Origin of the sequence: Hyphobacterium lacteum, from assembly GCF_036330345.1 — a bacterium.
Classification (GTDB): Bacteria; Pseudomonadota; Alphaproteobacteria; order Caulobacterales; family Maricaulaceae; genus Hyphobacterium; species Hyphobacterium lacteum.
Map to the genome: position 1 here is coordinate 103,053 of NZ_JAZDRP010000001.1, position 12,865 is coordinate 115,917.

The window sequence follows — 12,865 nt, forward strand, 5'->3', positions numbered from 1 at the left end:
ATGCTTGAAATCAAGAACCTTCACGCCAGCGTTGGCGAAGACGAGAAAAAGCCGATCCTGAAAGGGCTGGATCTCGTCGTCCCGAAAGGCGAAGTGCACGCCATCATGGGACCGAACGGCTCGGGCAAATCGACCCTGTCCTATGTGCTGACCGGCCGCGACGACTATGAGATCACCGACGGATCGATATCCTATGACGGCGAAGACCTTGCCGAACTGGAAGCCGATGAGCGCGCGGCGAAGGGCCTGTTCCTGTCCTTCCAGTATCCGGTCGAGATCCCCGGCGTGCCGACGCTGACTTTCCTCAAGGAAGCCCTCAACGCCCAGCGCAAGGCGCGCGGCGAAGAGGAGATATCGGCGCCCGATTTCATGAAATTCGTGCGCGAGAAGGCGAAGGTTCTCAACGTGTCGCCGGACATGCTGAAGCGTCCGCTGAATGTTGGCTTCTCGGGCGGCGAGAAGAAGCGGCTGGAAATCCTGCAGGCAGCCGTTCTTGAGCCGCGCTTCCTGATCCTCGACGAGACGGATTCAGGGCTCGATATCGACGCGCTGAAAGTGGTCTCCGATGGCGTCAATTCGCTGCGCTCGCCCGAGCGCGGCATGCTGGTGATCACCCACTATCAGCGCCTGCTCGACCATATCGCACCGGACAAGGTGCATGTGATGAGCGCCGGCAGGATCGTGGCCAGCGGTGGTCCGGAACTCGCTCGCGAGCTCGAGGCCGAAGGCTATGACAAATATGTGAGAGCGGCCTGATGGGAGCGAATTTCGAACCCAATAATGGCGAGGCGATTTTTATCGCCATGCTCGATGGCTCGGACGGCTGGCGCAAGGATGTGCGCGACCGGCTGGTGGCAAAAGGCCTGCCGACGAAGCGGGATGAAGCCTGGAAGTGGAGCGATCTGCGCCGGGCTGCCAGGGATATCACCAAGCGGGGCTCGACCCAGTTGCGCGCGGAAATGGCGCCGCAATGGGCCGATCTGAAGCGCGAGACGGGTGATGAATTTTCAGCCGGAGCGCTGGCGCAGGCAGCTGCGCATCAGACCGCCTTCTTCCGCCACCATCTGGGCGGCACGTATAATATCGAGCTGGGTGCCAGTGTGGGGGCTTCGGTCGCCTCGGTGGTGATCTCGCTGCCAAGGGCCCTCGAATACACCATTCTCGAGCATTATCGGGCGGCTGATGGCGCGCTGGCCATTGCCAATGTCGATTATGAGGTGGGGCCGGGGGCAAAGGTCAATCGCGTTGTCCTGTTCGACGATGCGCCGCAAGCCGGCTGGGTTCTCAGTTCGAATGTCTCTCTTGCACCGGGGGCCAGTTTTACCCAGACCAGTTTGACGTTCGGGGCCAAATTCCTGCGTCAGGAGACCCGTCTCAGCCATCCCGGCCAGGGCGCAACCGCCACATTGAATGGTGCCTATCTGGTGGGTGCCGGCGGACATGCCGATATGACCTCCATCGTCAACATGCAGGGTGAAGGTGGTGAGCTGGATCAGCTGACCAAGGGTATTGTCCATTCCGGTGGACGCGCCGTCTTCCAGGGCAAGATCCATGTCGACCAGGCGGCGCAGAAAACCGCTGCCAACATGACCCACCGGGGCATGATCATCGATGACCGGTCCGAGATCGATTCCAAGCCGGAACTGGAAATCTATGCCGATGATGTCGAGTGCAGCCATGGCAATGCCATCGGCACGCTGGACGAAATGGCGCTGTTCTATATGCAGCAACGCGGCCTGCCGGAAGCGGACGCGAGGCGCCTGCTGGTCGAGAGCTTCCTTGATGAAACGCTGTCGGCCGTGAAGGACGAGAAGACGCGTGACTCGCTGAGTGGCCGCATCGCCGCCAAGCTGAAAGGCCTGGTATGACGGCTCATACGCCCATAACCGCGCTGGATATTGCGGCCATCCGGTCCGAATTCCCGATCCTGAAGCGGGAGATCAACGGACGGCCGCTGGTCTATCTGGACAATGCGGCGTCGGCGCAAAAGCCCGAAGCGGTGATCGAGGCGGTCTCGAACGTTTACCGCTCGTCCTATGCCAATGTGCACCGCGGCCTGCACACACTGGCCAATGAAGCCACCGAGGCGTTCGAGGGCGCACGCGGCAAGATTGCCGCTTTCCTGGGCGCGCAGCGCGCGGAGCAGATCGTCCTGACCCGCGGCGCGACAGAAGCTATCAATCTGGTCGCCCAGTCTTTCGGGCAGGGGCTGAAAGAGGGTGACGAGATCATCCTCAGCCAGATGGAACACCATTCCAACATCGTGCCCTGGCAACTGACCGCTGAACGCTCTGGCGCCGTCATCCGCTGGTGCCCGGTCACCGATACAGGCGAGCTGGACTATGAGGCACTGGAAAGCCTGATTACCGACCGCACCCGGATGGTAGCGATCGTTCACATGTCCAATGTTCTGGGCACGGCCAATGATGCTGCCCGCGTCGTGAAGCTTGCCCATGACGCCGGCGCGGCCGTCCTGCTCGACGGATCACAGTCCGCGGTGCACATGCCCGTGGATGTAACCGGGCTGGGCTGTGACTTCTTCGTTTTCACGGGCCACAAGCTCTATGGCCCGTCGGGCTGTGGCGGTGTCTATGCCGCCGGCGACTGGCTGGACCGTCTGCCGCCCTGGCAGGGTGGCGGTGAGATGATCGCCGATGTGTTCGAGGACGGCTCGACCTGGGCGGACGTCCCGCACAAATTCGAGGCCGGAACGCCGTCCATCGCCGATGTCATTGGCCTTGGCGCTGCCATCGACTGGATGCAGCGCTTTGACCGCACGGCGGTGATGGAGCACGAGCGCGCGCTTCTCGACCGCGCCACACAGCAGATCTCCACCATTGACGGTGTGAAGCTGATTGGGACCGCCCAGGACAAGGGCGCCATCCTGTCCTTTGCCGTCGAAGGCGCGCATTCACACGATCTCGCCCAATTGCTGGACAAGTATGGTGTGGCTGTCCGCGCAGGGCATCATTGTGCCCAGCCGCTGATGCGCCGCTTTGGTGTTGAGTCCACGCTGCGCGCCAGCTTCGCCATCTACAACACTGCCGAGGAAGTCGATGCCTTCATCGAGGCATTGAAAAAGGCCAAGGGGTTTCTCATCTAAGCCATGGATATGACCAACAAGCCTCGCGATATCATTGATGTGTCCAGCAAGCCGGAAGATAAGCCGGCTGCAGCTGAAGTCGTGCCTGCCACCAACATCCCGGATGAGGAATTGGAGCGGATCACCAAGGACGTCGTCGAGGCAATGAAGACGGTGTTCGACCCGGAAATACCGGTCGACATTTACGAGCTGGGTCTGATCTACAAGGTCGACCTGGACGATGACCGGACCTTGCACATCCAGATGACGCTGACAGCGCCGGGCTGCCCGGTTGCCGGCGAGATGCCGATGTGGGTGCATGATGCCGCGGCCAAGGTCGAAGGCGTTGAAAAAGTAAAGGTCGATCTTGTTTTTGAGCCCCCCTGGACGCCGGACCGGATGACCGACGAGGCGCGCCTCGCGCTCAACATGTTCTAGGAGAGAGATGATGGCGAGCAAGCAGGCATTGACGATTTCCGACAAGGCCGCCGAACGGGTCAAGGACATCATGGCATCGCGCGGTGCGGGCTATTTGCGCGTGGGTGTGAAGAAGGGCGGCTGTGCGGGCATGGAATATGTCATGGACTATGTCGAAGCGCCCGAGCCCATGGACGAGGTTGTCGAGGACAAGGGCGTGACCATTGTCGTTGACGCGACATCCCTGCTTTTCCTGCTTGGATCGGAAATTGACTGGGACGTGACGCCGATCTCTTCGAAATTCGTGTTCCGGAACCCCAATGAGACCGATGCGTGCGGTTGCGGAGAAAGCGTCACGCTGGTTCCGGCCCAGTCATCCTGACATTGCCGGTCATCTGCTGCGAAAACCCTTTCGCCTGAAGGCCTTCTGCACCGTAAATACCGCCAACGGTCACACGACTGGGTGTGAGCCGAACCACTTTGGAGCGCTGACGTGAAGCTCTTGATGACCGAAACCTCGCCCTATGCGCGCAAATGCCGGGTCCTGATCCGCGAGCAGGGGCTGACCGAGCGCATCGAGGAAGTCCACGCCATGCCGCTGGACGATCCCGAGGAGCTGCTGGACTGCAATCCTCTCGGCAAGGTGCCGGCGCTGATCCGCGCAGATGGTACGCCGCTGTTCGATAGCCCGCTGATCTGCGAGTATATCGATAGCCTGGATGATGATCGCTGGATCCCGAAATCCGGTACGGCGCGCTGGCGTGTGTTGCGCTTTCAGGCGCTGGCAGATGGCATGCTCGATCTGACCGTGGGGCGCCGGGTGGAGCTGACCCGCCCGAAGGAGAAGCAGTTCGATCTCTGGGTCCAGCGTCAGGAAAACGGCATTCGCCGGTCACTGGATCTTCTGGAAGCCGAATCCGACAAGTTTGCCGGTGCTTTCGATCTGGGAGCGATGTCGATCGCGGTCGCGCTCGGTTATCTCGACTTCCGCTATCCGGAAAGCCAGTGGCGCGAGGGCCGTCCTGTCCTGGCGGGTTTCTATGAGAAGTGGGCCAGCCGCCCGTCGTTCGAGAGCACTCAGCCGCCCGCCGACGCCTGAGCCGCATCGGCCTGTTTATAGGCACGCCGCGACAGCCAGTACATGACCGGGCCGATCAGGAAATAGGCGCTGCCGCCGAGATAGGAGATATTCTGCGGCAGGGCGAGCGCGCTGACCGCAGCGATCAGCGATACGCCTATCGCGGCGATGCCCTGATCGACCTCCAGCCGTGTGACAATGCGTTCGGCGGCAGACAGACCCAGATCGTCGGCCCGCTGCAGAGCATGCGCATAAAGCAGCGCAAATACGCCGAATACCGCCGCATAACCCATCGCATAGATAACGATGAACTGGTCCACCCGTGAGAGCGGCATGACATTGTCGACCGCTTCCAGCGTGTCGAAATAGCCGGTGAAGAGATTCACCATGAACAGCGCCAGATATTTCAGCGGATAGGCGAAGATCATGATCAGGAAGAGCACGATCGAATTCAGAAAGATCGTGCGGCCATCGTCCAACCCGTAGCGGCGGTGAAAAGCATGGTGTTTCGACCAGATCAGCAACACCAGCGCAAAACACATCGCCACCGCGATGGCTTCACGCCAGAGACCGATCAGGGCGTCAAAACTGGTGGGAACCGATGACGCCACAATCAACGTCAGTGAAAGAGCAAAGACAATGTCAGAGAGGTTTTCGACCCGCGTCACATCACGGCCGCGCCAGGTAAAATACTTTTCGGAAGAAGTATGCTCGGTCATGAAAAAGCCCCGGCTGACGAACCGGGGCTGAGACTATTCGGCTTTGACGGGAACCGCTAGGCGGCCGAGCGAACGTTCCGGCTGTCGGTCGTGACCCGGTTACGCCCGTCTTTTTTCGACTTGTAGAGATTGGCGTCGGCACGCTCGATCAACTCCTCGATAGCCTCGCCATGCCGGTATTCGGAAACGCCGAGCGAAATCGTGATATTGCCGAGATCCTCGCTGGTCGATTTACGCAGCAGGCGTTTGCCTTCGACCGTCATGCGGATCTTCTCGGCCAGAGCATTGGCTTCCGGCAAAGTGGCCTTCGGCATCACAACAGCAAATTCCTCACCGCCATAGCGCGCCACCGTGTGGTGGTCGGATGCATTTCGGGTCATGCAGCCAGCTACAAAACGGATGATCTGATCGCCCGTCTGATGGCCCCACGTATCGTTGAAGCGCTTGAAATAGTCGATATCACACAGGATGAGACACATCGCGTCATTGTTGGTGTCGGCAGACCGGCGGCCTTTTCGCAGCATTTCATCGAATCGTTTGCGGTTAGCGATGCCGGTGAGGGCATCTGTCATGGCCTCTTCACGGACCCGTTCGAGATTGGAGCGCAGCTTGACGACTTCGCTGGAAGTTTCCTGAAGTCGGCGCTCCAATTCTTTCGAACGGGTTTGCATCTTCGTTGTGGCAGAGACCAGCGACCGGATCACATCCCGGACATGGCCGGGATCGGCATCCTCGTCGAAGGCGCCTTCAGCACCGGCCAGAGTCTCTCCGTATTCCGCAGTATGACGTTCGGCAGCTTTCAGTGTCTCGCGGACCTGCACCAGTTCCTTTGCCATGGCCCCGGAGCTGGCCATAACCGCTTCCTGGATTTTGGCGATCGCGAAATGATCGCTGTAAAGCATATCGCAGAAAGGCTGGTCGAAAGGCTCGCCGGACTCGATGCGCTTGCTGATCGCTTCGCAGAGTTCAGGCAGGGAATCAGACGTGTAGCAGGAGAAAACGGCGTAGTTTTCCGGGGTCGGAGCAATATCGTAACGCTCCATCAGATCGAGCGTTTCTTTTGCGAGAGCGCGACCTTCTGGTCCTTGCAAGCGTCCGTTCACGGCCAACCCCTTCAAAATACACTAGGCAAGACGCGCCAATCCCAACGACTCACCTTTCGAGCAAGATGCATTTCAAAGGAAAAGAAGCGGTAAACAGAAAGGCCGCAACGGCTCAGAAAATATCAAAAAAAGCCGGGACGTCGTCACCGAAGCCTTTGACGGATGCTTTCTGTCCGGACTCCTTCTGCCGGCCGCCCTTGCCCCGCTTTGTGTCACGCTTGCCGGTGTCTGCCGGCCTGGACGTCCGTGAGGTCTTTTGAGCGTCCGCTTTTTTCTCCGGCGCCGCTTCGGTCTTGTCCACCTTCTCCGGCTTTTTCGATTCAGCAGATGTCTTCTGGCTGGATGTGGGGCCGGATTTCGCGCGCTTTGCTTCGGAGAAGTCTGCCGGTTCGATCGGCCGGCCGATCATTTTCTCTACCGCAGCCAGCAGCTTTTCGTCGCCAGGCGCAAAAATACTGACGGCTTCGCCTTCCAGGCCAGCGCGGCCGGTTCGTCCGATCCGGTGCACATAATCCTCGGAATTATGCGGAATATCGTAGTTGAAAACGTGGCTGACGGCCGGAATGTCGAGTCCCCGCGCAGCGACATCACTGGCCACAAGGAAGCGAAGCTCGCCGGATTTGAACTGGTCGAGCGTCTTTGTGCGGACCGACTGGTCAAGATCTCCATGAATTGGAGCCGCAGAGAGGCCGTGTTTCTGAAGTGAGCGGGCGACTACATCGACGTCGCGCTTGCGATTGCAGAAAATGATCCCGTTCTTCACGCCGTCCCGGTCAATCGCCTTGCGAAGCATTTCCCGCTTTGTCTTGGGCGTCTTGTCCGATACGCGCGCCAGTAATTGCGTGATCGTGGTGGCGGTCGTGGCCGGACGCGAGACTTCCACGCGCTCGGGATCTTTCATGAACTTGTCGACCAGCGACTGGATTTCCGGCGGCATGGTCGCCGAGAAAAACAGCGTCTGGCGCCGAGCGGGCAAAGTTTTCAGGATGCGCTCGATATCCGGGATGAAGCCCATGTCCAGCATGCGGTCGGCTTCATCGATCACCAGGACCTGCACGCCGTTGAGTAGTACCTTGCCGCGTTCGAACTGGTCGAGAAGACGGCCCGGTGTTGCAATCACCACATCGGCCCCGCGATTGAGAATTTCCTCCTGCGGACCGAAAGCGACGCCACCAATCAGCAGCACTTTCGTCAGCTTGGTATGTTTGGCGTAATTATCGAAATTCTCGGCGATCTGGGCTGCCAGCTCACGCGTCGGCGACAGGATCAGCGATCGTGGCATGCGCGCCTTGGCGCGGCCTTTCGACAGTTTCTCGATTAGCGGCAGCGTGAAGGACGCCGTCTTGCCGGTGCCGGTCTGGGCAATCCCCAGCACATCCTTTCCGGCGAGAGCAGGCGGAATGGCTCCGGCCTGAATGGGCGTCGGTTCCTTATACCCGACCGCTTCAAGCGCATCGAGAATCTTCTGGCCAAGACCGAGGTCGGCAAATGTCGTCATATAGACAGTTTCTTCCATCCTGAAAGGATAACGGTCGCGTCTATCTCAAGACGCGACCGCTTGAAATTTGGCGGCACCATACGAATGGCACCTGACCTGTCAATCGGGCGAGAGCCCTAGTGCCGATATCCGAACGGCGTTGTGTCCTCTATGTCAGCATAGCGGTCACGCAACCGGGTCTGGCGAGATGTCAGGTCTGTGTCCTCGCCATCGATGATGACGTGGGTCGGAGCCGACATCACTTCCAGCGGATCCCCATCCCAGACAACGACATCGGCGATATAGCCTGGAGCCAGAGCGCCCAGCTGGTCATCGACGCCGAAGACTTCGGCAGGGGTTAGCGTGATGGCGCGGAATGCATCAGCCCATGGCACACCATTGGTGACAGCATTTCCGGCATGCTGGGGCAGCAGGCGCGGATTGAAATAGCCGTCTGCTGTCTGGGTCGTGTAAGCCACTGAAACGCCTGCATCGTTGAGGCGTGCAGCGGCTTCCAGCGTCGAGCCCAGCGCATCGAAAGAGGAGGGCAGGTTCCGCATCGGATCCATCAGCACCGGAATGCCCGCCTCGGCGAGATCTTCGCCCACGATCCAGGCTTCCGCACCGCCATATATGATGATCTGGAGCGGAGCATTATCCTCGGCAAGACGGATAGCCCGGCGGATATCGCTGGCCCGGTCAACCTGCAGGATCAAAGGCGTCCGCCCGCGCACGACATCCACCAACGCAGCAGCGTCATAGCGGTTCAGCGCATCGCCGCTGCCTGACGAATACCGGCCAGGATAAGCGCGGGCATCGCCGAAGGCGGCTTCCAGGAAGGCCCAGGCGGCTGAGCGTGAACCACCCGCCGTGCTGGCACCGGACTGGCTGAGATCGGCATAGACGAAGCTCTGCGTCTCAAACAGTGAGTCCGCGTTGCCGGACGTGTTGCCCAGGGCACCCTGTCCAGCGAACAGGTTGTGTCCGGTCGACGGGAAGACGGCAAAGCGCGTGATCCCTTCCATCCGGTTGGTCGCCAGATAGGTGCCGTTCGGATTGAAACTGTCGACAACGTCCAGGGCCACGGAAAAATCACTTTCCGAGGCACCGGCATCATTGGTCGAGCTTTCAAGCGCGACCTCGATCAGCCCCAATTGTGTGAAGGGCGCGAAGATGCCCGGCGTTATCCAGCCGCCATTGGCGTCGATCGTTGTGGCACCGTCGGGAACGGTGATGTTGGCACCGACTTCCACGATCACTCCATCCCGCACCAGCACGCCGCCGGTTTCGATCTGGCCCTGAGCAGTGTTGGTAATGACCCGGCCGTTGATGACCGCGATGTCCTGAGCCAGAGCCGTGCCCGAAAGGGCAAGGCCGGCAGTAATCAGTGTGACGAGCATTTTCATCAGTCGTCTCCCTCACCAATCTGGCCCAGATCGAAATCGCTCACCGGCTGCAGGCCGTTTTCACGATCGAAGAGCAGGGCGCCATCGATGTAGACATTGTCAGCCTGCGCATAGGTCGAGAACGGGTGAGCAGACCAGATCACGATGTCGGCGCGCTTGCCGACTTCCAGTGATCCGGTTTCGTCCAGAATGCCCAGACCGCGCGCCGGGTTCGATGTGAACCAGGCCACAGCTTCGGCATCGGAGATGTCCAGCCCCATTCTGCGTCCATCAGCCAGAGCCTTGGCGACTTCCTGGTTGAGGCGCTGTATGCCCAGCGCATCATCCGAGTGGATCATCGCGCAACCGCCATTGGCATGAACAAGCGGCAGGTTTTCACGGATCGTGTCATAGGCCTCCATCTTGAAGCCGCCCCAGTCAGCCCAAACGGCGGCGCAGATATCGGCTTCCTGCAGAAGGTCGGGGATCTTGTAGGCTTCCACAGCGTGGTGGAAAGTCGTGACCTGATAGCCAAATTCGCGGCTCATATCGATGACTTGCGCCATCTGATCGGCGCGATAGCAGTGCATCTGAACCAGGATCTGGCCTTCGAGGACGCCCATCAGAGTATCGAGCTCCAGATCACGGGTCGGAGCCGAATTGTTTTCCGGGTCTTCCCAGTAATCATTCCAGCTGTCGCGATAATCGGAGGCACGGATCCAGGCAGCGCGATAGCCGGCCATATTGCCCATATCCGTTGCCGGTGATGTGCCGCGATTTCCATAGACCCGCGACGGGTTCTCGCCACAGGCCATTTTAAGCGTGTAGGGCGCTTCCGGAAACTTCATGCCCTGAACGGTGCGAGACGGCACATTGCGCAGCGTGATGCCCCGGCCGCCGAACAGATTGCCCGAACCCGGTAGGACGTGCAGCGTTGTGACCCCGCCGGCCAGCGCGCGGGCAAAGCCCGGATCCTGCGGCCAGACCGAGTGCTCGGCCCAGACCTCGGCCGTATTCGGCTGGGTCAGCTCATTACCGTCAGAGTGCGCATCCACGCCCGGAGACGGATAATCGCCTAGGTGCGAGTGGATATCGATGACGCCCGGCGTGATGTAGCGGCCGGCCGCATCGACAATGACCGCGCCTTCTGGGGCTTCCAGGCCCTGGCCAATTGCCGCGATCCGGCCATCGACGACCAGGATGTCACCGTTCTCGATTTCACCTCCAACGCCATCAAAAATCGTGGCGCCGGTGATGAAAGTTGTCTCACTCGGCAGCGGTTGGTAGGTCGACGGATACGGGTCGAGATCGTATCGCACGACCTCCGCCTCGCCATTGCCAGTGTCGTTATCGGCAGCTTCATCGCTGCCATCGCCGCCAGAACAGGCAACGAGTGCGCTGGCCGCCAGACCGGCGACCCAGCTTTTCCAGTCCAAGGACATGATGTTCCACCCCATGAATTCGCGTCAGAAACGAATGGGGGCATTCAAACGGAGTGTGCCGGGTCCGTCAAACGTCCAGCGCGGCCATTGTGAATTGCGGCGCGTGATCCTGGATGTACTGGAAACGCAACTCGGCCTTCTTGCCCATCAGGGTTTCGACCAGAGCTTCGAAGGAGGGCCGTGCTGCCGCGTCGAAAGTGACCCGGGCCAGCTGTCGCACTTTGGGATCCATGGTCGTCGATTTCAGCTGCGATGGCGTCATCTCGCCAAGGCCCTTGAAGCGGCCGACATCGACCTTGCTGCCGGCCTTGAATTCGGACTTCAGCAGCTCCTCGCGATGCGCGTCATCGCGGGCATAGACGGTTTTCGAGCCCTGCGTCAGCCGATAGAGCGGCGGCTGGGCCAGGAATAATCGACCGGCCTCGATCAGCCTTGGCATGGCCGTATAGAAGAAGGTGATCAGCAAGGCCGCGATGTGGGCCCCGTCGACATCGGCATCGGTCATGATGATGACGCGCTCATAGCGCAAATCATCCGGATTGAACTTGGCGCCGGTCTGGACCCCGAGGGCCAGAAGCAGATCGCTGATTTCCTGGTTGGCGGCCATCTTGTCGGCTGTGGCCGACGCCACGTTCAGGATCTTGCCTCGTAGAGGCAGAATGGCCTGGGTTTCCCGGTTGCGGGCCTGCTTGGCGGAACCGCCAGCGGAATCGCCCTCCACGAGGAACAGCTCTGTATTGTCCGATCCGGCGCGGGAGCAATCCGCCAGTTTTCCTGGCAGCCGCAGCTTTCTGGAAGCCGTCTGCCGCTTGACCTGTTTTTCCTTGCGGCGGCGCATCCGGTCTTCGGCGCGCTCGATCACCCATTGCAGCAATATGTCGGCTTCCTTGGGAGAGCCGCCCAGCCAGTGATCGAAGCGGTCGCGCACCGAGCCTTCTACGATCCGCGTGGCTTCCGCGGTCGCCAGCCGGTCCTTGGTCTGGCCCTGGAATTCCGGATCGTGGATGAAGACCGACACCAGCGCACCGGCGCCGCCCATTACGTCCTCCGGCGTTATCAGGCTGCCTTTCTTGACACCGGTCAGTTCAGCATAGGCACGAAGGCCTTTCGTCAGCGCATTGCGCAGCCCTTGCTCGTGTGATCCCCCTTGGGGAGTCGGGACGGTATTACAGAAGGAATCAACAAAGCCGTCCGCGTCGCCAAAGCCGACCAGCGACCAGCTGACCGCCCATTCCACGGCGCCATGGCCTTCTTCCTTTTCGATCCGGCCGGAAAACTGCGACTGTGTGACCTGGCTTTTGGTGCCGATGATTTCCGCCAATCGGTCGGACAGACCGCCGGGAAAGTTCAGGACGGCCTGATCAGGTGTGTCTGTGCCCTCGATCAGGGATGGATCGCACGACCAGCGGATCTCGACACCACGGCGCAGGAAGGCTTTCGACCTTGCCATGGCGAACAGGCGCGCCGGCTTGAACCGGGCCTTGCCGTGAAAGATTTGGTCGTCGGCGAGGAAACGCACGGTCGTGCCGCGGCGGTTTGGTGCGGCGCCGATTTTCTCCAGCTTTCCAACGGGCAAGCCACGTTCAAAGACCTGCCGCCAGAGTGTCTTTTCCCTGGCGACCTCGACCTCCAGCCTTTCGGATAGCGCGTTGACCACGGCCGCACCAACGCCGTGCAGACCGCCAGCCGTCTTGTAGGACTTGTCCGAGAACTTGCCGCCTGCGTGAAGTGTGGTGAACACCACTTCCAGTGCAGATTTGTCCTTGAATTTGGGGTGAGGGCCGGTCGGGATACCCCGGCCATTATCAGCTACGGTGACAGAACCGTCGGCGTCCAGCCGGACTTCGATCCGGTCGGCCCAGCCAGCGACCACCTCGTCCATGGAATTGTCGAGCACTTCGGCAAACAGATGATGCAGGGCCCGCTCGTCCGTGCCGCCAATATACATGCCTGGACGGCGGCGGACCGCTTCCAGCCCTTCCAGCACTTCGATCGAGGCGGCGTCATAGCCTTCGCCACCGCCTTTCGCGGGCGGTTCGGCGGACGCAGGCGCAGCCTCGCTTGCCGTTTCGGATTTCTTGGGCGGGGGCGACGAAAACAGGTCGTCCTGGTCAGGTTGAGCGCTCATGAGTCAATAATGCCCGAGTCGTTCCGGGAAGGGG

At 60.3% G+C, this 12,865-nt stretch carries 12 protein-coding genes; 6 read left to right on the plus strand and 6 right to left on the minus strand.

The window, feature by feature from the left end; genetic code table 11:
* The 6 genes from sufC (at nucleotide 1) to V0U79_RS00530 (ending at nucleotide 4,598) form a co-directional block, all read left to right on the plus strand.
* A complete protein-coding gene (gene sufC / locus V0U79_RS00505) occupies nucleotides 1–756 on the plus strand; it encodes a Fe-S cluster assembly ATPase SufC (RefSeq protein WP_330197500.1) in 756 nt (251 codons plus the stop codon).
* Nucleotides 756–1,868: a SufB/SufD family protein gene (locus tag V0U79_RS00510; RefSeq protein ID WP_330197501.1), complete on the plus strand. Its 1,113-nt coding sequence runs from the start codon at nucleotides 756–758 to the stop codon at nucleotides 1,866–1,868. Before sufC ends, V0U79_RS00510 begins: the two co-directional genes overlap by 1 nt.
* A complete protein-coding gene (locus tag V0U79_RS00515; protein WP_330197502.1) occupies nucleotides 1,865–3,103 on the plus strand; it encodes an aminotransferase class V-fold PLP-dependent enzyme in 1,239 nt (412 codons plus the stop codon). Before V0U79_RS00510 ends, V0U79_RS00515 begins: the two co-directional genes overlap by 4 nt.
* A gap of 9 nt (nucleotides 3,104–3,112) precedes the next feature.
* On the plus strand, nucleotides 3,113–3,520 hold the full coding sequence (locus tag V0U79_RS00520) for an SUF system Fe-S cluster assembly protein (protein WP_330197503.1): 408 nt from the start codon (nucleotides 3,113–3,115) through the stop codon (nucleotides 3,518–3,520).
* Between the two features lie 10 nt (nucleotides 3,521–3,530).
* Nucleotides 3,531–3,881 (plus strand): HesB/IscA family protein, encoded by a 351-nt coding sequence (locus V0U79_RS00525; protein WP_330197504.1) that lies wholly within the window; start codon nucleotides 3,531–3,533, stop codon nucleotides 3,879–3,881.
* Nucleotides 3,882–3,992: 111 nt separating this feature from the next.
* Nucleotides 3,993–4,598: a glutathione S-transferase N-terminal domain-containing protein gene (locus tag V0U79_RS00530; RefSeq protein ID WP_330197505.1), complete on the plus strand. Its 606-nt coding sequence runs from the start codon at nucleotides 3,993–3,995 to the stop codon at nucleotides 4,596–4,598.
* Here the strand turns inward: V0U79_RS00530 and V0U79_RS00535 are convergent.
* The 6 genes from V0U79_RS00535 to parE form a co-directional block, all read right to left on the minus strand.
* Nucleotides 4,577–5,296 (minus strand): TMEM175 family protein, encoded by a 720-nt coding sequence (locus tag V0U79_RS00535; protein WP_330197506.1) that lies wholly within the window; start codon nucleotides 5,294–5,296, stop codon nucleotides 4,577–4,579. The two genes, V0U79_RS00530 and V0U79_RS00535, sit on opposite strands and share 22 nt — an antisense overlap.
* Nucleotides 5,297–5,352: 56 nt before the next feature.
* Entirely contained in the window at nucleotides 5,353–6,399 is a 1,047-nt protein-coding gene (locus V0U79_RS00540; RefSeq protein WP_330197507.1) for a GGDEF domain-containing protein, read from the minus strand.
* A gap of 112 nt (nucleotides 6,400–6,511) precedes the next feature.
* Complete coding sequence (locus tag V0U79_RS00545) at nucleotides 6,512–7,897, minus strand: DEAD/DEAH box helicase (RefSeq protein WP_330197508.1); 1,386 nt, start codon at nucleotides 7,895–7,897, stop codon at nucleotides 6,512–6,514.
* A gap of 116 nt (nucleotides 7,898–8,013) precedes the next feature.
* The gene (locus V0U79_RS00550; protein ID WP_330197509.1) at nucleotides 8,014–9,282 is read right to left on the minus strand and encodes an amidohydrolase family protein; all 1,269 of its coding nucleotides are present in this window, start codon (nucleotides 9,280–9,282) and stop codon (nucleotides 8,014–8,016) included.
* On the minus strand, nucleotides 9,282–10,703 hold the full coding sequence (locus V0U79_RS00555; RefSeq protein WP_330197510.1) for an amidohydrolase: 1,422 nt from the start codon (nucleotides 10,701–10,703) through the stop codon (nucleotides 9,282–9,284). Before V0U79_RS00555 ends, V0U79_RS00550 begins: the two co-directional genes overlap by 1 nt.
* Before the next feature lie 67 nt (nucleotides 10,704–10,770).
* The gene (parE, locus tag V0U79_RS00560; protein ID WP_330197511.1) at nucleotides 10,771–12,831 is read right to left on the minus strand and encodes a DNA topoisomerase IV subunit B; all 2,061 of its coding nucleotides are present in this window, start codon (nucleotides 12,829–12,831) and stop codon (nucleotides 10,771–10,773) included.
* Nucleotides 12,832–12,865 lie beyond the last annotated feature (34 nt).